Raw genomic sequence first — 18826 nt, forward strand, 5'->3', positions numbered from 1 at the left:
ATGGCGACGAGCGGAGGCGTCGCGCGTGTGCTTCTGGACTCGCCGCTCCCGCAGCTCGACCGACTCCTCGACTACGCGGTCCCCGACGCGCTGCGCGACGAGGTGCGGCCCGGCGTGCGCGTGCGGGTGCCGCTGCGCACCGGCGGGCGGATCGCCGACGCCTTCGTCGTCGAGACGGGGGAGGACTCCGAGCACGTCGGTGCGCTGAGCGACATCGAGGAGCTGGTCTCGCCGCTGGTCGTCCTGACTCCCGAGGTGTGGGCGCTCGCCCGGAGGGTCGCCGACCGCGCGTCCGGAGGGGCGAGCGATGTGCTCCGCCTGGCCGTGCCGCGCCGGCACGTGCGCGTCGAGAAGGCGCGTCTCGCCGCCGGCCCAGCTCCCGCGTCACCCCCCGTCGAACCGGGAGGAGTATCGGGATACGCGGCGGACGCCTTCGCCGGGCTCGCGGAGGGCGGTCGGCTGGCGGTCGGGGCAGTCCCGGCGCCGGCGAGGCTCGCCTCCGGTGCCTGGGTGGGCGGCTGGGCGGTCACTCTCGCCGAGCTGGCCAGGGATGCCCTGGCCGCCGGGCGCGACACGATCCTCGCCGTGCCCGACTACCGCGACCAGGAGCAGCTCGAGCTCGCCCTCGCCGCGCTCGTCCCGCCCGAGGCGGTCGTCCGCCTCGACGCACGGCAGAAGGGCGCCGAGCGCTACGCGGCCTTCGTCCGATGCCTCGACCCGGGGCCCCGGATCGTCGTCGGCAATCGCTCGGTGCTCTACGCGCCCTCGTCCTCCCTCGGCCTGATCGCACTCTGGGACGACGGCGACCCGCTCTTCGCCGAACCGCTGGCGCCCTACGCGCACGCCCGCGACGTCGCCCTCGTCCGGCAGGAGCAGAGCGGTGCCGGCCTCGTGCTCCTCGGAAACGCCCGCACCGTGGAGGTCGAACGGCTGGTCGAGATCGGCTTCGCCGCCGAGGTCGAGCCGCGTCCGGCTCGGCGGCCGCACGTGGTGCCGACCGCGCAGCAGTGGGCGGCCGACGAGCACGACGCCGGCGCGCGCATCCCGTCGTCTGCCTGGAGGGAGGCGCGGAAGGGCCTGGACTCCGGCACGGTGCTCGTGCAGGTCGCCCGCCCGGGCTACGCCCCGGTCGTCGCCTGCGCCCGCTGCCGGACCGTCGCCCGCTGCAACCGCTGCCAGGGCCCGCTCGCGGTTCACGCCTCCGGAGCGCGGCCGAGCTGCGGCTGGTGCGGCCTGATCGCGGCCGACTGGACCTGCTCGGTGTGCGAGGCCACGGGCCTGCGCCTGGTGACGCTCGGCGCGGGCCGCACCGCCGAGGAGCTGGGCCGCGCGTTCCCCGGTGTGAAGGTGATCGTGGCGGACGGGCAGCGTCCGGTGCTGAGCCTGCCCGACGAGCCCGCACTCGTGGTCGCCACGCGCGGTGCCGAGCCCCGGGTCGACGGCGGGTACCACGCGATCCTCCTGCTCGACGGCGAGCGGATGCTGGCGCGGGAGAGCCTGCGGGTCGCCGACGACGCCCTCCGCACCTGGTCGAACACGGCCGCGCTCGCACGCCCCGGTGCGCCCGTACTGCTCGTGGGGGTGGGTGGGCGGCTCGCCACCGCGCTCGCCACCTGGCGGCAGGCCGAGTACCTCCGCTCCGAGCTGGTCGAGCGGCGGGCGCTGCGCTTCCCTCCGGCCGTGCGGCTCGCGACGGTGAGCGGAGACGCGCACGCGGTGGAGGAGGCGCTCGGAACGCTCGACGAGAGCGACCGGCAGGAGGTGCTCGGCCCGGTCGGGCTCGAGGACGGCTCCGTCCGGGCCATCGTGCGCTTCGACTACGCTCGCGGTGCGGAGGTGGCCGCCCGCCTGCGCTCCGCTGTCATCCGCAACGCGACGCGCCGCCGACGGCCGCCCACCACGCCCGGCCGCTTCCGGCCGGCCCCGAAGCTGCGGGTCCGTCTCGACGACCCGGACATCCTCTGACGACACCGATCCCCGGATCCTCCGTCACCCCTCCCCGACGCCCCAGGAGAACCCCGTGCGCCTCGTCTTCGCCGGTACCCCCGCCGCCGCTGTCCCGACCCTCCGCGCCCTGGCCGCCTCGCCGCACGAGGTGGTCGCCGTGGTCACGCGGGCCGACGCTCCGGTCGGGCGCAAGCGCGTGCTCACTCCCTCGCCCGTGGCCGTCGTCGCCGAGGAGCTGGGTCTCCCGGTGATCCGGGCGAACCGGCTCGACGAGGAGGTGACCGAGCGGATCGCGACGCTGGCCCCCGACCTGGGCGTCATCGTCGCCTACGGCGGGCTCGTCCGCGCGCGGCTGCTGGCCGTCCCTCGGCTCGGGTGGATCAACCTGCACTTCTCGCTGCTGCCACGCTGGCGGGGAGCGGCTCCGGTCCAGCGCGCGCTGATGGCGGGCGAGTCGCGGATCGGCGCGAGCGTGTTCCAGCTGGTCGCCGAGCTGGATGCCGGAGACGTCTACGCCGAGCTCGCCGAGGACGCGCAGGAGCGGACGGCCGGCGAGCTGCTGGAGGTCCTCGCCGTCAGCGGCGCGGGGCTCACCCTCGGCGTCGTCGACGGGCTCGACCAGGGGCGCGCGGTCGCGACTCCGCAGACCGGAGAGGTGACGCTGGCCCCCAAGCTCGACGCCGCGGACGGCCGCATCGACTGGAGTCTCTCCTCGACGCGGATCCTCGCGCTGGTGCGCGGCGTGACGCCGGAGCCCGGCGCCTCCACGGCCGCGGGCGACGTGCGCCTCAAGGTGCTCGCCGTGCGCGCGGCCGAGGGCGCGCTCGAGCCGGGGCGGGTGCTGCTCGACTCCGGGCGCGCACTGGTGGGCACGGCCGACGGCGCCGTCGAGCTGGTGACCGTCCAGCCGGCGGGGAGGACTCCGATGCCCGGGGCGGCGTGGGCGCGCGGTCTCCGCGAGAGCACGGTCCTCGCGTGAGCGCCGGTGCCGCTCCCGCCCGCCGAGTCGCCTACGACGTGCTCCTCGCGGTGAGCGGGTCTGACGCCTACGCGAACCTCGTCCTGCCCGCGCGGATCCGCGCGGCCGCGCTCTCGTCCGCTGACGCCGGGCTCGCGACCGAGCTGTGCTACGGCACGCTGCGGATGTCCGGCTACTACGACCGCGTGATCGCGCTTGCAGCAGGTCGCGCAGTCGACGCCATCGACGCACCGGTCCTCGACGCTCTGCGACTCGGCGTGCATCAGCTGCTGGCCACGCGCATCGCGCCTCACGCCGCCGTCAACGAGAGCGTCGCACTCGTGGCCGCCGGTTCCTCCCGGGGAGCGGTCGCGTTCGCCAACGCCGTCCTGCGCACGGTCTCGCGCTCGAGTGCTCGGCAGTGGCGCGAGCGGGTCTCCGAGGCGGCTGTCTCGGGGGACGACCGGATCGCCGCTCTGCACTCGCATCCCGTCTGGATCGTGCGCGCGCTGCGTCGAGCCCTGGCCGCAGAGGGCGCGGCCGACGAGCTCGACGCGCTCCTCGCCTCCGACAACGCCGCACCCCGGGTGAACCTCGTCGCCCTGCCCGGACTGGCCTCGTCCGACGACCTTCCGGGTGCCGAGCCCGATCGCTTCTCGCCGGTCGGTCTGACCAGCACGGGAGGCGATCCGGAGGCGTTCCCCGCGGTGCACGAAGGCCGGCTGCGCGTGCAGGACGAGGGTTCGCAGCTCGCCGCCCTCGCGCTCTCCCGGGCCCGCCCGGTGCGGACAGGAGAGCGCTGGCTCGACCTCTGCGCGGGGCCGGGCGGCAAGGCCGCCCTGCTCGCAGCGGAGGCGCGCGCCGGGGGAGCGGCCCTGCTCGCCAACGAGGTGGTGCCGGCGCGAGCGGGCCTGGTGCGCCAGGCTCTGGCGGCCGTCGATCCCTCCGTCGAGGTGCGCGTCGGCGACGGCCGCGAGCTGGGCGTCGAGCAGCCGGGGGTCTTCGACCGCATCCTGCTCGACGCGCCCTGCACGGGACTCGGAGCGCTGCGGCGCCGCCCGGAGGCGCGCTGGCGCAAGTCGGCCGCCGACGTCGAGCAGCTCGCGGCGCTCCAGGGCGAACTGCTCGACTCCGCGCTCGCGGCGCTGGCGCCGGGCGGACTGCTGGCCTACGTCACCTGCTCGCCGCACCTGGGCGAGACCCGGCGCGTGCTCGCGCTGGCTCAGGAGCGGCACGAGCTCGAGCTCCTCGACACGCCCGCGGTGCTGGGCGGCGTGACCGCGGCGCCGCTCCCGCTGCCGGAGGGCACGACGCACGTGCAGCTCTGGCCCCACCGCCACGGCACGGACGCCATGTTCATCCAGCTCCTGCGCCGCCGACCGTGATCCCCGTGACCTGCTGCCACGAGTGACCGCATTCCCCGGTGTACCGTCCCCTGTCGTCGTCACCGGCGGTGCGTTGCGGAGGGGCGGCGGGGCTGGGACCCCGCCCTAGGCTGGGGCCATGCCCGCACGGATCAACCCCAGCATCCTCTCCGCCGACTTCGTGAACTTCGAGGCCGAGCTGCAGCGCATCGCCGGTGCCGACCTCGTGCACGTCGACGTGATGGACAACCACTTCGTGCCGAACCTCACCTTCGGTCTCACCATGGTCCAGCGTCTCCAGGACGTTTCGCCCCGGCCCCTCGACCTGCACCTGATGATCGAGAACCCCGACCGTTGGGCACCCGGCTACGCCGAGACCGGCGCCTACTCGGTCACGTTCCACGCCGAGGCGGCGCGCGACGCCGTGGTCCTCGCTCGGCGCCTGCGCGAGATCGGCTCCCGCGCAGGCCTCGCTCTCAAGCCCGGCACGATGGTCGACGAGTACCTCGACCTGCTGCCCGAGTTCGACCAGATCCTCGTGATGACGGTCGAGCCCGGCTTCGGCGGCCAGTCGTTCATGGAGGAGACGATGCCCAAGCTCCGCACGCTGCGGAACGTCGTGGACCGCACCGGGCTCGACGTGTGGCTCCAGGTCGACGGCGGCATCGCTCCGGGCACGATCGAGATCGCGGCGGAGGCGGGTGCCGACACGTTCGTCGCCGGCTCCGCCGTCTTCGGCGCCGACGACCCGGAGGCGGCGATCGCTGCCCTGCGCGCCACCGCCACCGCCCACCTGCACCGGCGGTGAGGCGGTCCGCGCCACCCTGTGTCCGCGCGCCGGTGAGGAATCCCTGCGGCCGTGAGGGATCCGATGCGATGCGCAGGACACTGTCCGACCGGCGGGGACGTGTCCGCTCTGCGGGATCGCCGTGCAGGAAGGCCGCTCCTGCCGCGTGACGAGCGCGGGAGGGCATCCCTGCCGGGGGTGGCACCTGCTCCTGTGGATCGCGCCGCACCCGTGGCCACACACCCCCCTCCCGGCCGCCGTATAGACTTCCCCGGTGAAAACTTTCGACGACCTCTTCGCGGAGCTGGGCGAGAAGGCCGCCGCCCGTCCCGAGGGATCGGGCACCGTACGCGAACTCGACGCCGGCGTGCACGTCATCGGCAAGAAGATCGTCGAGGAGGCCGCTGAGGTGTGGATGGCGGCCGAGTACGAGGGCGACGAGCGCACCGCAGAGGAGATCTCGCAGCTGCTCTACCACCTCCAGGTGCTGATGCTCGCCAAGGGCCTGACGACAGCCGACGTCTACCGACATCTGTGAGCTCCGCCCCGCTCGCCGGGGTGCGCCGCCGATCCGCGCCGTCGCGCCCGCACGCTTCTCGGAGAGTCGTGCCGCCCATCGATCCGCTGTCGAGTCCTGAAGGACGTCCCGTGACCACCACTTCCGCGCTCCTGCGCGTCGCCGTCCCCAACAAGGGATCCCTCTCCGAGACCGCCGGGCAGATGCTCGCCGAGGCGGGCTACACCGGCCGCCGCGACCCGAAGGAGCTGCATGTCGTCGACGAGCGCAACGGCGTGGAGTTCTTCTACCTCCGTCCGCGCGACATCGCGACCTATGTCGGCTCCGGCGCCCTCGACGTCGGAGTCACTGGCCGCGATCTGCTGATCGACTCCGGCTCCGAGGCGCGCGAGATCGCGAGCCTCGGCTTCGCGGACTCGACGTTCCGCTTCGCCGGGCCCGCGGGACGCTACTCCGAGCTCGCCCAGATCGACGGGCTCCGGGTCGCCACGAGCTACCCCGGCCTCGTCGGCCGTTTCCTTCGCGAGCACGGTGTCGAGGTGACCCTGATCCGCCTCGACGGAGCGGTCGAATCCGCGATCCAGCTCGGTGTGGCCGACGTGATCGCCGACGTCGTCGAGACCGGGACCACGCTGCGCAAGGCGGGCCTGGAGATCTTCGGCCCCGTCATCCTCGACTCCACCGCTGTGCTGGTCTCGGCGGCCGGCGAGCCGGAGGGCATCCCCGTGCTGCTGCGCCGGCTCCAGGGCGTGCTCGTCGCCCGAGAGTACGTGCTGCTCGACTACGACTGCCCCGTCTCGCTCCTCGAGAGCGCCACCGCGACCGCCCCCGGGTTCGAATCGCCGACGGTCTCGCCGCTGCACGACCCCGAGTGGGTCGCCGTCCGGGTGATGGTGCCGCGCGCCGACATGAATCAGGTGATGGATCGCCTGTACGACCTGGGCGCCCGCGCGATCCTGGTCACCTCGATCCACGCCGCGCGCCTGTAGAGGAGGAGCGATGAGTCTCGCCGTCCGCGTCATCCCCTGCCTCGACGTCGCCGCCGGCCGCGTGGTCAAGGGCGTCAATTTCCAGAACCTGCGCGACGCAGGCGATCCTGTGGAGCTCGCGCGCCTGTACGTCGAGCAGGGAGCAGACGAGCTCACCTTCCTCGACGTCACCGCCACGGTCGACGACCGCTCCACCACCTACGACGTCGTCCGGGCGACGGCCGAGCAGGTCTTCGTCCCGCTGACGGTCGGCGGAGGAGTCCGCAGCGCCGACGACGTCTCGCGGCTGCTCGCGCACGGGGCCGACAAGGTCGGCGTCAACTCGGCCGCGCTCGCCCGCCCGGAGCTGCTCGGTGAGATCGCCGACCTCTTCGGAGCCCAGGTGCTGGTGCTGTCGCTCGACGTCAAGCGGAGCGACGCCACCGCCTCCGGCTTCGTCGTCACCACCCACGGCGGTCGCCGCGAGACGGACGTCGATGCTCTGGCCTGGGCGGCGGAGGCCGTCGATCGCGGCGCCGGGGAGCTGCTGGTCAACTCCATCGACGCCGACGGCACGAAGCAGGGCTTCGATCTCGAGCTGATCGCCGCGATGCGTGAGCTGAGCAGCGTGCCGGTGATCGCCTCGGGAGGCGCAGGTGCCGTCGAGCACTTCGCGCCCGCCGTCGAGGCGGGCGCCGACGCCGTGCTCGCCGCCTCCGTCTTCCACAACCGCGAGCTGACGATCGGAGACGTCAAGCGTGCGTTGGCCGAGTCCGGGGTCGAGATCCGATGACGCCCGCGGAGCTCGACGAGGTCCTCGACCGTGCCGCCTTCGACGCGAGCGGACTGCTGCCCGCGATCATCCAGCAGCACGACAGTCGTGAGGTGCTGATGATGGGCTGGATGGACCGCGAGGCCCTCCGCCGCACTCTGACCGAGGGCCGGGTCACCTTCTGGTCCCGGTCTCGGCAGGAGTACTGGCGGAAGGGCGACACCTCCGGCCACGCGCAGTACGTGCGTGGAGCCGCGCTCGACTGCGATGCCGACACGCTGCTCGTGCAGGTGGAGCAGATCGGGGCCGCCTGCCACACGGGGAGGCACGCCTGCTTCGACGTGGATCCGCTCGCCCCGGTCACCGCCCTCGGCCCCGGTTCGGGGGAGTGAGGATGAGCGGCCGGCGGCTGAAGTACTCGGCGATCCTCGCGATCGTCCTGCTGGCCGCGCTCGAGCTGACCGCGTCCACCCAGCCGTGGTTCACACTCACCCTCGCGGCGACTGAGGGCGAAGGCCAGCGGATCGACGTGGCAGGCACGGTCGCGGCTCCGGCGCTCTCGGCCCTCGCCCTGGCCGGCCTGGCCCTCGCCGCGGCTCTGGCGATCGCGGGCCCGGCCTTCCGCGTCGTGCTGGGACTGCTCCAGGTGGTCCTCGGCGGCTCGGTCGTCCTCGCGGCGGCGACCGCGCTGGGCGACCCGGTCCGCGCGGGTGCGTCGCTCGTCACCGACGCGACGGCGATCGCCGGCGAGCAGTCCGTCGCGGCACTGGTCGCCTCGTCCTCGTCGACGGCATGGCCGGTCGTCGCTCTGCTCTGCGGGGTGTCGACGGCCGTGCTCGGTATCGGCGTGCTGGTCACCGTGCGCCGCTGGCCCGGCACTGCGGCGAAGCGGGCTTCGCGGTTCGAGCCGGCCGACGGCTACGGCCAGGGCGCCTCCCGCGTGCAGACGGAGGACGGCGACATCGATCCGGTCCTCTCGTGGGACGAGCTCTCCCGCGGTGATGATCCGACGTCCGCCCGCTGAGGCGTCGGCGTCCCGCCGCCGCGCCACACCCCGGACCGGGTCCGCTGAGCCCGCACGCTAGACTGCTCTGGTCCCGATGCCCCCCAGGAGGAGACCCATGAGCACCGAGCACGACGACGACAATCACGGCCACTCGCCCGCAGCGTGGACGGCCGTCGTCATCATGCTGGCCGGGTTCACTATCGGCACGATCGCGTTCTGGTTCGACGTGCCGCTGGTGGTCTGGCTCTCGGCCGGATTGGTCGTGGTGGGCCTGCTCGTGGGGATCGGCATGGCCAAGGCGGGCTACGGCGTCGACGGCGCGAAGGCCAACCCGAAGGCGCGCGCCTAGGTGCTCGCCGATCTGACCGCCGGAGCCCTCGCCGACGCAGCCCGCCGCCGCGAGAGCGTCCCGCTCGCGACCGTCGAGCGTCGGGCTCTCGCCCAGTCGCCCGCCCTCAACGGGCTGGCGGCCCTGGCCTCGGCCGAACGGGTCAAGATCATCGCCGAGGTTAAGCGCGCCAGCCCGTCGCGCGGGGCACTCGCCGACATCCCCGTCCCCGCCGAGCTGGCCGGGAAATACGAGCTCGGGGGAGCGAGCGCGATCAGCGTCCTCACCGAGGAGCGCCGCTTCAAGGGGTCCCTCGCCGACCTCGAGGCGGTCAGGGGGCGCGTGGCGATCCCTGTGTTGCGCAAGGACTTCATCGCCGAGCCCTATCAGGTGCTCGAAGCCCGAGCCGCAGGCGCCGACCTGGTCCTGCTCATCGTCGCGGCGCTCGAGCAGCCCCTGCTCGCCGAGCTGCACGCGCTGGTGCTCGAGCTGGGGATGACCCCCCTCGTCGAGACCCACTCGGCCGACGAGCTCGAGCGCGCTGCCGATCTCGGTGCGCGCCTCATCGGCGTCAACGCCCGCGACCTCTCCACCTTCCAGCTCGACCGCGACCTCTTCGGTCGCCTCTCCGAGCGCTTCCCCGGCGACGCGGTGAAGGTGGCGGAGTCGGCCGTCCTCTCGGCCGACGACGTCGCCCACTACCGCCGCTCCGGCGCCGATGTCGTCCTCGTGGGCGAGGCGCTCGTCACCGGGGGCGATCCCGTCTCCACCCTCGCCAGTTTCCTGGCCTCCTGATCACCGTTAGGCGGTACCCCATGGCACTCCGGGACGAACTCGGACCCTACTTCGGCGAGTTCGGCGGGCGCTACGTCCCCGAGTCGCTCGTGGAGGCGCTCGACGAACTGAGCGCCGAGTACGAGCGCACGAAGGCGGACCCGGCGTTCGCGGCCGAGCTCGCTGAGCTGCACCGCAGCTACACCGGACGCCCGTCGATCATCACCGAGGTGCCGCGTTTCGCCGAGCACGCGGGCGGAGCCCGGATCATCCTCAAGCGCGAGGACCTCAACCACACCGGCTCGCACAAGATCAACAACGTGCTCGGCCAGGCGCTCCTCACGAAGCGCATCGGCAAGACCCGGGTGATCGCCGAGACCGGCGCGGGCCAGCACGGTGTCGCCACCGCGACGGCCGCCGCGCTCTTCGGGCTCGACTGCGTCGTCTACATGGGCGAGGTCGACACCGAGCGGCAGGCGCTGAACGTAGCCCGGATGCGCCTGCTCGGTGCCGAGGTCATCCCCGTCACCACCGGTTCGCGAACCCTGAAGGACGCGATCAACGACGCGATGCGCGACTGGGTCACCAATGTCGGCACCACCAACTACATCTTCGGCACCGTCGCGGGCCCGCACCCTTTCCCGGCGCTCGTGCGCGACTTCCAGAAGATCATCGGCGAGGAGGCGCGCGAGCAGGTCCTCGAGCTGACCGGATCGCTGCCCACCGCGGTGACGGCCTGTGTCGGCGGCGGCTCGAACGCGATGGGCATCTTCCACGCGTTCCTCGACGACCCGGAGGTGCGCCTCGTCGGGTTCGAGGCCGGCGGAGACGGGATCGAGACCCCGCGCCACGCCGCGACCATCAGCAAGGGCCGACCCGGCGTCCTGCACGGGGCCCGCAGCTTCCTGCTCCAGGACGAGGACGGTCAGACCGTCGAGTCGCACTCGATCTCGGCCGGCCTCGACTACCCGGGGATCGGCCCCGAGCACGCCTGGCTGGCCAGCATCGGCCGCGCCGACTACCGCGCGGTCACCGACTCCGCGGCGATGGACGCGCTGATGCTGCTCAGCCGGACCGAGGGGATCATCCCCGCAATCGAGTCCGCTCACGCTCTGGCCGGCACGCTCGAGCTCGGTCGAGAGCTCGGTCCGGAGGCGACCATCCTGGTGAACCTGTCCGGTCGCGGCGATAAGGACATGACGACGGCCGCCCACTACTTCGGCCTGATGGACCAGGGCGCGGTGCAGTCGTGAGCGGCCGCGGACCGAGCGTCGCCGAGACCGTCCGACGGCGCAACGCCGAGGCGGCGGGAGCGCTGATCGGCTACCTGCCCGTCGGGTTCCCGGACCTGCCCACCAGCATCGACGCCGCGGTGGCGATGGCCGAGAACGGCGTCGACGCGATCGAGCTGGGCCTGCCGTACTCCGATCCGGTGATGGACGGCCCCGTGATCCAGGAGGCGACCCAGGCGGCGATCGCGAACGGCTTCCGTCTGCGCCACGGCTTCGAGGCGGTTCGCGAGATCCGGGCGCGCGTCGACGTGCCGGTTCTGGTGATGACCTACTACAACCCGGTCCTCCAGTACGGCGTCGAGCGTTTCGCGACCGACCTCGCCGAGGCCGGCGGATCCGGACTGATCACTCCCGACCTCATCCCGGACGAGGGCGCCGAGTGGCTCGCCGTCTCGGAGCGGCTCGGGCTCGATCGCGTGTTCCTCGCCGCCCCCTCCTCGACCGATGCGCGCCTGCGCCAGGCCGTCGACTCGAGTCGCGGCTTCGTCTACGCGGTGTCCACCATGGGCATCACCGGCGCCCGTACCGACGTCGACTCGGCCGCGCGCACGCTCGTCGACCGCCTCCGGGCCGCCGGTTCCGAGAGCGCCTGCGTCGGCCTCGGCATCTCGACGGGGGAGCAGGTCGCCGAGATCCTCGCGTACGCCGACGGCGCGATCGTCGGCTCCGCTCTCGTGCGCGCCCTCGCGTCCGGAGGCGTCGCCGCCGTCGCCGACACCTCCCGCGGCCTCGCCGAGGGCACGCGCCTGCGCTCCGGGCGCTGACCCCTCCCGCTACAATCGGGATGCCCACCGGGGCAGCGGCCCAGCCGTGCCCGGGGGACCCCCTCCTTCGAAAGGTCGAGTACCGGTGTCCGTACCGCTGAGCATCCCGAGCCCCCCCGAAGCGTGGAGTCAGTACGACCTCACGATCGGCAACTGGACGCTCGCGATCCACACCTACGCGCTGTGCATCCTCGCGGGGATCATCGTGGCGACGATCATGACCAACCAGCGCCTGAAGCGTCGCGGTGCCGAGCCCTGGGTCGTGCTCGACATCATCATCTGGGCCGTCCCGCTCGGCATCGTCGGCGCGCGCGTCTACCACGTGCTCACGCACCCGGGCGACTACTTCTTCGACGGTGCCGACCCGTGGGAGGTCATCCGCATCTGGAACGGTGGCAATGCGATCTTCGGCGGTCTGATCGGAGGCGCTGTCGGCGCGTTCATCGGCTGCCGCTGGACCGGTGTCCGCTTCTGGACCTTCGCCGACGCTCTCGCGCCAGGCCTGCTCGCCGCTCAGGCGCTCGGCCGGATCGGAAACTGGTTCAACCACGAGCTCTTCGGCCTGCCGACGACCCTGCCGTGGGGTCTCGAGATCGAGACCACCAACCCGGCGTTCCCGGTCGGCCTCCCCGCGGGCACGCTCTTCCACCCCACGTTCCTCTACGAGGTCGTCTGGAACGTCGTCGGGATCGCCGTGATCCTGCTGCTCGAACGCCGCCTCAGGCTGCAGTGGGGCACCGTCTTCGCCGCGTACCTGATCTGGTACGGCGTGGGCCGTGTCTGGTTCGAGTCGATCCGGATCGACCCCAGCGAGTTCTTCTGGGGCATCCGCACGAATGTCTGGGCCGCCCTGCTCGCCGTCGTCATCGGACTCGTGCTGGTCGTCATCCAGAAGCGCGAGCACCCGGGAGCCGAACCCTCGGCGTACCGGCCGGGTCGGGAGTGGACGCCGGCTCCCGCTGGGATAGAATTCGAGGACGTCGAGTCAGACTCCGACGGCACCACCACCCCTGCTTCCGGCACCGACGCCGAGAAGCCGACGGTCTCCCGCACCTGACGGAGGTCGCGGAGACTCCGCGATCGCCCGCCTGGTGCCGGACACCCTCACGACCGCCCCACCGCGGCGCAGCCACGAGCGCTGCCGCGGATCAGCGGACGTGCAGGCACCGCCGGCGGCGCGCGACGCTCGCACCGCGGCAGAACCCCGCGGCCCTCCTGATCGGGGAGCCGTCCCTCCTCCACCTCCGCGGGCCAGCGACGTCCCGATCAGCCATCACCCCCGTGAGGACGGTTCCCATGGCCTCCGCCCAGCCCTCGCCCCAGGTCCCCGTCGTGCCTTTCCTCGGCGCGCCGTCGGCCCGGGGGATGTATGACCCGGCCGCAGAGAAGGACGCGTGCGGTCTCGCGATGGTCGCCACCATGCGCGGCACCGCAGGCCACGACATCATCGACTCCGCGCTCAACGCGCTGCGCAACCTCGAGCACCGCGGTGCCGTCGGCTCCGACGCGGGGACCGGCGACGGTGCCGGCATCGTCACGCAGATCCCCGACGAGTTCCTCCGCGCGGTCGCTCCGGCGGAGCTGCCTCCCGTGGGGCAGTACGCGGTCGGCAACGCCTTCCTGCCCGTCGACCTCTTCGCCCGCGAGCGGGTGAAGACGACGATCGCCGAGATCGCCCGCGAGGAGAGCCTCACGGTGCTCGGCTGGCGGTCCGTGCCTGTGCAGCCCGACGAGATCGGCACCCTCGCCCGGGCCGCGATGCCGGCGATCGAGCAGCTCTACGTCACGAGCGAGCTGACGGACGAGAACGGGGTGCCGCTGGCCGCCGTCCGCCTGGACCGCCTGACCTTCCGCCTCCGCAAGCGCGTCGAGCGCGAGCTCGAGGTGTACTTCATGTCGCTGTCGAGCCGCACGCTCGTCTACAAGGGCATGGTGACGACGCTGCAGCTGGAGCCGTTCTACCCCGATCTCTCCGACGAGCGCTTCGCCTCGAAGCTCGCGGTCGTGCACTCGCGCTACTCGACCAACACCTTCCCGTCCTGGCCGCTCGCCCAGCCGTTCCGGATGATCGCCCACAACGGCGAGATCAACACCGTGCAGGGCAACCGCAACTGGATGCGCGCCCGCCAATCGCAGTTGAAGAGCCGTGAGCTGGGCGACCTCGCGCCGCTGCTCCCGATCGTCTCGCCCGGCCGCAGCGACTCCGCGTCGTTCGACGAGACCGTCGAGCTGCTCAACCTGGCCGGCCGCTCGCTCCCGCACGCGGTGATGATGATGGTTCCCGAGGCCTGGGAGAACCAGGGCGGAGCGCTCGACGCCAAGCGCCGCGCGTTCTACGAGTACCACTCGATGCTCATGGAGCCGTGGGACGGTCCTGCTGCGATCGGATTCACCGACGGCGTGCTCGTGGGTGCCACGCTCGACCGCAACGGGCTCCGCCCGGGCCGCTACGTCGTCACCGACGACGGACTCGTCGTCCTCGCGAGCGAGATCGGCGTGCTCGACATCGACCCGGCGAAGGTGGTCCGCAAGGGACGCCTCCAGCCCGGCCGCATGTTCCTGGTCGACACCGAGCAGGGTCGCATCGTCGAGGACGAGGAGATCAAGGGGCAGCTCGCCGAGTCCGGTCCGTTCGAGGAGTGGCTCGAGAACGGCCGCATCAACCTCAAGGACCTGCCGGAGCGCGAGCACATCGTGCACACGCCCGCCTCGGTCAACCGCCGCCAGCGCACCTTCGGCTACACGGAGGAGGAGGTCCGCGTCCTGCTGCTGCCGATGGCCCGCGCGGGCGCAGAGCCGCTCGGCGCCATGGGGTCGGACACCCCGGTGGCGGTGCTCTCCCAGCGCCCCCGCCTCCTGTTCGACTATTTCACCCAGGCGTTCGCGCAGGTCACCAACCCGCCGCTCGACTCGATCCGCGAGGAGGTCGTCACATCGCTCCGCCTCGGTCTCGGCCCGGAGCGCAACCTGCTCTCGGCCGGAGCCGAGCACGCGCGCCAGGTGGTGCTCGACTTCCCGGTGATCGACAACGACGAGCTGGCGAAGATCCAGCACATCGCTCCGCGCCCGCTGAGCCACATCACCACGACGATCCGCGGCCTCTACCGCGTCGACGCGGGCCCCCGCGCGATGCAGGAGCGGATCGACGCGATGTGCGACGAGGCCGACGAGGCGATCGCCGCCGGAGCACAGTTCCTCGTGCTGTCGGACCGCGACTCGACCAAGGACCTCGCGCCCATCCCCTCGCTGCTGATGCTCGCGGCCGTGCACCACCACCTCATCCGCACCGAGAACCGGATGCGCGTGGGGCTCGTGGTGGAGGCCGGCGACGTCCGCGAGGTGCACCACGTCGCCACCCTGATCGGCTACGGCGCCTCCGCGGTGAACCCCTACCTCGCGATGGAGACGTGCGAGCAGTTGGTGCGCAGTGGCATGATCTCGGACCTCTCTCCCGAGAAGGCCGTCAAGAATGTGATCAAGGCACTCGGCAAGGGCGTGCTCAAGATCATGTCGAAGATGGGCATCTCGACCGTGTCGAGCTACGCCGGAGCGCAGACGTTCGAGGCCGTGGGTCTCAGCCAGGAGTTCGTCGACCAGTACTTCACCGGGACGGTCTCGAAGCTCGGCGGCATCGGGATGGACGTCGTCGCCGAGGAGAACGCCGCGCGCCATCGCGCTGCCTACCCGGAGGATGGCGCCGTGGTCGCGCACGAGCGTCTCGCGGTCGGCGGCGAGTACCAGTGGCGCCGCGACGGCGCACCGCACCTGTTCAACCCGGACACGGTGTTCCGTCTGCAGCACTCCACGCGGAACCGTCGTTACGACATCTTCCGTGAGTACACCTCGATGATCGACGACCAGTCCAGCGCGCTGATGACCCTCCGCGGCATGTTCGCGCTCGACACCGCTGGACGCACGCCGATCCCGATCGACGAGGTCGAGCCGGTCGAGGCGATCGTCAAGCGCTTCTCCACGGGAGCGATGAGCTACGGCTCCATCTCGCCCGAGGCCCACGAGACTCTTGCGATCGCGATGAACCGCCTCGGCGCCAAGTCGAACACCGGCGAGGGCGGAGAGGACACGGAGCGGCTGCTCGACCCCGAGCGCCGGTCCGCGATCAAGCAGGTCGCCTCGGGGCGCTTCGGAGTCACGAGCATGTACCTGACCCACGCCGACGACATCCAGATCAAGCTCGCCCAGGGCGCCAAACCCGGCGAGGGCGGTCAGCTGCCGCCGACGAAGGTGTACCCGTGGATCGCCCGCACCCGCCATGCGACTGCGGGAGTCGGACTGATCTCGCCGCCCCCGCACCACGACATCTACTCGATCGAGGACCTCAAGCAGCTGATCTTCGACCTCAAGCGCGCGAACCCCTCGGCCCGCATCCACGCCAAGCTGGTCAGCCAGTCGGGTATCGGAGCGGTCGCCGCGGGCACCGCGAAGGCTCTGGCCGACGTCATCCTCGTCTCGGGTCACGACGGCGGAACGGGCGCGAGCCCCGTCAACTCTCTCAAGCACGCGGGCACGCCGTGGGAGCTCGGGCTGGCCGAGACCCAGCAGACCCTCATGCTCAACGGCATGCGCGACCGCGTGGTCGTGCAGGTCGACGGCCAGATGAAGACCGGCCGCGACGTCGTCATCGGGGCGCTGCTGGGTGCGGAGGAGTTCGGCTTCGCCACCGCTCCGCTGATCGTCGAGGGCTGCATCATGATGCGGGTCTGCCACCTCGACACCTGCCCGGTCGGAGTCGCGACGCAGAACCCGGAGCTGCGCAAGCGCTTCACCGGCAAGCCCGAGTTCGTCGTCAACTTCTTCGAGTTCATCGCCCAGGAGGTGCGCGAGTACCTCGCTCAGCTCGGCTACCGCAGCCTCGACGAGATCGTCGGCCGCCGCGAGCTGCTCGACGTGAACCGCGCCGTCGAGCACTGGAAGGCGAGTGGACTCGACCTGACACCGATCCTCGTCGGCCCCGATTTCTCCGAGGAGGAGCCCCGCCGCAACGCCCGGCAGCAGAAGCACGAGCTCGAGCACCACTTCGACAACGAGCTCATCCGTCTCGCCGCGAACGTCCTCGACCACCGCGGCACCGTCTCCATCGAGCGCGAGATCAAGAACACCGAGCGCGCGGTCGGCACGATGCTCGGCCACGAGGTCACCGTCCGCTATGGCGAGAACGGCCTGCCGGCCGACTCCATCGTCGTCTCGCTGCACGGGTCGGCTGGGCAGTCGTTCGGAGCCTTCCTGCCGGCCGGCATCACGCTGCGCCTCGAGGGGGACTCCAACGACTACGTGGGCAAGGGGCTCTCGGGCGGCCAGATCGTGGTGCGGCCCGACCGTCGCAGCACGTTCGACGCCTCCGCGAACGTCATCGCCGGCAATGTCATCGGCTACGGCGCGACGCAGGGCACGATGTTCCTGCGCGGCATGGTCGGCGAGCGCTTCCTGGTCCGTAACTCCGGCGCGACGGCCGTCGTGGAGGGTGTGGGCGACCATGCGCTCGAGTACATGACCGGCGGCCTCGCGGTGATCCTCGGCGAGACGGGGCGCAACCTCGGCGCGGGGATGTCGGGTGGGACCGCTTACATCCACGGCCTGCGTCGTGAGCTCGTCAACCGCGAGGCGCTCGCGTCCGGCGAGCTCACGCTCTCCGAGCTCGGCAGCGCCGACGTGGAGATCCTGCGCGACCTGCTCGAGCGGCACGTGGTCGAGACCGGGTCGCTCCTGGCTCAGGGGATGCTCGACGACATCGACGGAACCGTCTCGCGTTTCGTCAAGGTACTGCCCCGCGACTTCGCTGCGGTGCTCGCGACGCGTGCATCGGCGGCGAAGGAGGGGCTCGATCCTGACGGCGACGTCGTCTGGGGACGGATTCTGGAGGTGACCGGTGGCTGATCCCAAGGGGTTCCTGAAGGTGCAGGACCGGGAGCTGCCCCAGCGGCGTCCCGTGTCCGTTCGCCTGATGGACTGGAAAGAGGTCTACGAGCAGGGCGACTCCGCTGTGCTGCGCCGGCAGGCGGGACGCTGCATGGACTGCGGCATCCCGTTTTGCCACAAGGGCTGCCCGCTCGGGAACCTGATTCCCGAGTGGAACGACCTGATGTGGCGCGGCGAGGGCCGCCAGGCCATCGAGCGCCTGCACGCGACGAACAACTTCCCGGAGTTCACGGGTCGGCTCTGCCCGGCTCCGTGCGAGTCGTCGTGCGTGCTCGGCATCAATCAGCCGGCCGTCACGATCAAGCAGATCGAGGTCTCGATCATCGATCAGGCCTTCGGCAACGATTGGGTCCAGCCGCACCCGCCCGAACGCCTCACCGGGAAGACCGTGGCCGTCGTCGGCTCCGGCCCCGCAGGGCTTGCGGCCGCGCAGCAGTTGACCCGCGCCGGGCACACCGTCGCCGTCTACGAGCGTGACGACCGCATCGGCGGGCTCCTGCGCTACGGCATCCCGGACTTCAAGATGGAGAAGAAGCACCTCGAGTTGCGTCTGAACCAGATGAAGGCGGAGGGGACCCGGTTCCGCGCCGGTGTCGACATCGGCAAGGACATCACCTGGGACGACCTGCGTGCGCGCTACGACGCCGTCGTGATCGCTACGGGCGCCCTGGTGCCGCGCGATCTGCCCATCCCGGGCCGCGACCTCGCGGGGGTGCACTTCGCCATGGAGTACCTCGTGCAGTCCAACCATGCGATCGCGGGCGACCGCGTCTTCGAGCAGATCTCGGCCGAGGGCAAGCACGTCGTTGTCCTGGGCGGAGGCGACACCGGTGCCGACTGCATCGGCACCGCGCACCGCCAGAAGGCCGCCTCGGTCACGAACCTCGCGATCGGTCAGCAGCCCCCCTCGCGCCGTCCCGACAGCCAGCCCTGGCCGATGGATCCGACGGTCTTCGAGGTCTCGAGCGCGCACGAGGAGGGCGGGGAGCGAGTCTTCCTGGCCTCCACGGTGGAGTTCCTCGCGAACGAGGTCGGCGAGGTCCGCGCCGTTCGCGTGGCCGAGACCGAGTATCTCGATGGACGCCGCGTCCCCAAGGCGGGAACCGAGCGCGAGATCCCGGCCGACCTGGTGCTCCTGGCGCTGGGCTTCACCGGACCGGAGTCGGACCACCTCGGCAGCCAGCTCGAGGTGCCCTTCACCGAGCGCGGCAACGTCGCGCGCGGCGAGGCCTTCGAGACGAGCGTTCCCGGCGTGTTCGTGGCCGGCGACGCCGGTCGAGGGCAGTCCCTGATCGTCTGGGCGATCGCGGAGGGCCGCTCCGTGGCCGCCGAGGTCGACCGCTACCTGGAGGGCACCACTCAGCTGCCCGCGCCGGTGCGCCCTGGCGACCGCGGCTTCACGCTCTAGCCACGCG

The 18826-nt window shown here is 71.8% G+C and carries 16 protein-coding genes; all 16 read left to right on the forward strand.

Annotated features, from left to right (window positions below; genetic code table 11):
• The 16 genes from GSU10_RS06920 to GSU10_RS06995 all read left to right on the forward strand — a co-directional run bounded on the left by GSU10_RS06920 (position 1) and on the right by GSU10_RS06995 (position 18819).
• Complete coding sequence (locus tag GSU10_RS06920) at positions 1 to 1965, forward strand: primosomal protein N' family DNA-binding protein (protein WP_132504377.1); 1965 nt, start codon at positions 1 to 3, stop codon at positions 1963 to 1965.
• A 55-nt stretch (positions 1966 to 2020) separates the two neighbouring features.
• Positions 2021 to 2926: a methionyl-tRNA formyltransferase gene (locus tag GSU10_RS06925; protein ID WP_132504375.1), complete on the forward strand. Its 906-nt coding sequence runs from the start codon at positions 2021 to 2023 to the stop codon at positions 2924 to 2926.
• Positions 2923 to 4290: an RsmB/NOP family class I SAM-dependent RNA methyltransferase gene (locus tag GSU10_RS06930; protein ID WP_132504373.1), complete on the forward strand. Its 1368-nt coding sequence runs from the start codon at positions 2923 to 2925 to the stop codon at positions 4288 to 4290. Before GSU10_RS06925 ends, GSU10_RS06930 begins: the two co-directional genes overlap by 4 nt.
• 118 nt (positions 4291 to 4408) lie before the next feature.
• Positions 4409 to 5077 (forward strand): ribulose-phosphate 3-epimerase, encoded by a 669-nt coding sequence (rpe, locus tag GSU10_RS06935; protein ID WP_068213320.1) that lies wholly within the window; start codon positions 4409 to 4411, stop codon positions 5075 to 5077.
• Between the two features lie 253 nt (positions 5078 to 5330).
• Complete coding sequence (locus GSU10_RS06940; protein WP_068213323.1) at positions 5331 to 5594, forward strand: phosphoribosyl-ATP diphosphatase; 264 nt, start codon at positions 5331 to 5333, stop codon at positions 5592 to 5594.
• Between the two features lie 182 nt (positions 5595 to 5776).
• The gene (hisG, locus tag GSU10_RS06945; RefSeq protein WP_068213341.1) at positions 5777 to 6562 is read left to right on the forward strand and encodes an ATP phosphoribosyltransferase; all 786 of its coding nucleotides are present in this window, start codon (positions 5777 to 5779) and stop codon (positions 6560 to 6562) included.
• A gap of 10 nt (positions 6563 to 6572) precedes the next feature.
• Positions 6573 to 7334, forward strand: a complete 762-nt coding sequence (hisF, locus tag GSU10_RS06950) for an imidazole glycerol phosphate synthase subunit HisF (RefSeq protein ID WP_068213326.1) — start codon at positions 6573 to 6575, stop codon at positions 7332 to 7334.
• The gene (gene hisI / locus GSU10_RS06955; RefSeq protein WP_068213329.1) at positions 7331 to 7705 is read left to right on the forward strand and encodes a phosphoribosyl-AMP cyclohydrolase; all 375 of its coding nucleotides are present in this window, start codon (positions 7331 to 7333) and stop codon (positions 7703 to 7705) included. The genes hisF and hisI overlap by 4 nt, the downstream gene beginning before the upstream one ends.
• 2 nt (positions 7706 to 7707) lie before the next feature.
• Complete coding sequence (locus tag GSU10_RS06960) at positions 7708 to 8337, forward strand: Trp biosynthesis-associated membrane protein (protein ID WP_132504371.1); 630 nt, start codon at positions 7708 to 7710, stop codon at positions 8335 to 8337.
• Between the two features lie 97 nt (positions 8338 to 8434).
• The gene (locus GSU10_RS06965; RefSeq protein ID WP_068207933.1) at positions 8435 to 8668 is read left to right on the forward strand and encodes a DUF6704 family protein; all 234 of its coding nucleotides are present in this window, start codon (positions 8435 to 8437) and stop codon (positions 8666 to 8668) included.
• Entirely contained in the window at positions 8669 to 9442 is a 774-nt protein-coding gene (gene trpC, locus GSU10_RS06970; protein WP_068207931.1) for an indole-3-glycerol phosphate synthase TrpC, read from the forward strand.
• Between the two features lie 20 nt (positions 9443 to 9462).
• Positions 9463 to 10674: a tryptophan synthase subunit beta gene (gene trpB, locus GSU10_RS06975; RefSeq protein ID WP_132504369.1), complete on the forward strand. Its 1212-nt coding sequence runs from the start codon at positions 9463 to 9465 to the stop codon at positions 10672 to 10674.
• Positions 10671 to 11477, forward strand: coding sequence for a tryptophan synthase subunit alpha (trpA, locus tag GSU10_RS06980; RefSeq protein ID WP_132504367.1), 807 nt, complete (start codon positions 10671 to 10673; stop codon positions 11475 to 11477). The genes trpB and trpA overlap by 4 nt, the downstream gene beginning before the upstream one ends.
• A gap of 85 nt (positions 11478 to 11562) precedes the next feature.
• Complete coding sequence (gene lgt / locus GSU10_RS06985) at positions 11563 to 12534, forward strand: prolipoprotein diacylglyceryl transferase (RefSeq protein ID WP_068207955.1); 972 nt, start codon at positions 11563 to 11565, stop codon at positions 12532 to 12534.
• Positions 12535 to 12773: 239 nt separating this feature from the next.
• Positions 12774 to 17369, forward strand: coding sequence for a glutamate synthase large subunit (gltB, locus tag GSU10_RS06990; protein ID WP_132504365.1), 4596 nt, complete (start codon positions 12774 to 12776; stop codon positions 17367 to 17369).
• Positions 17362 to 18819 (forward strand): glutamate synthase subunit beta, encoded by a 1458-nt coding sequence (locus GSU10_RS06995; protein WP_068207929.1) that lies wholly within the window; start codon positions 17362 to 17364, stop codon positions 18817 to 18819. Before gltB ends, GSU10_RS06995 begins: the two co-directional genes overlap by 8 nt.
• Positions 18820 to 18826: the final 7 nt, after the last annotated feature.

The sequence above is a fragment of the Rathayibacter tanaceti genome (genome assembly GCF_009834165.1).
Taxonomy (GTDB): domain Bacteria; phylum Actinomycetota; class Actinomycetes; order Actinomycetales; family Microbacteriaceae; genus Rathayibacter; species Rathayibacter tanaceti.

Excerpts from the sequence above, each read along its gene's own strand:
- hisG (WP_068213341.1), top strand. The coding sequence starts at position 5,777 with ATGCTCGCCGAGGCGGGCTACACCGGCCGCCGCGACCCGAAGGAGCTG.
- hisI (WP_068213329.1), top strand. The coding sequence starts at position 7,331 with ATGACGCCCGCGGAGCTCGACGAGGTCCTCGACCGTGCCGCCTTCGAC.
- GSU10_RS06965 (WP_068207933.1), top strand. The coding sequence starts at position 8,435 with ATGAGCACCGAGCACGACGACGACAATCACGGCCACTCGCCCGCAGCG.
- gltB (WP_132504365.1), top strand. The coding sequence starts at position 12,774 with ATGGCCTCCGCCCAGCCCTCGCCCCAGGTCCCCGTCGTGCCTTTCCTC.
- trpB (WP_132504369.1), top strand. The coding sequence starts at position 9,463 with ATGGCACTCCGGGACGAACTCGGACCCTACTTCGGCGAGTTCGGCGGG.
- rpe (WP_068213320.1), top strand. The coding sequence starts at position 4,409 with ATGCCCGCACGGATCAACCCCAGCATCCTCTCCGCCGACTTCGTGAAC.
- GSU10_RS06920 (WP_132504377.1), top strand. The coding sequence starts at position 1 with ATGGCGACGAGCGGAGGCGTCGCGCGTGTGCTTCTGGACTCGCCGCTC.
- GSU10_RS06960 (WP_132504371.1), top strand. The coding sequence starts at position 7,708 with ATGAGCGGCCGGCGGCTGAAGTACTCGGCGATCCTCGCGATCGTCCTG.
- hisF (WP_068213326.1), top strand. The coding sequence starts at position 6,573 with ATGAGTCTCGCCGTCCGCGTCATCCCCTGCCTCGACGTCGCCGCCGGC.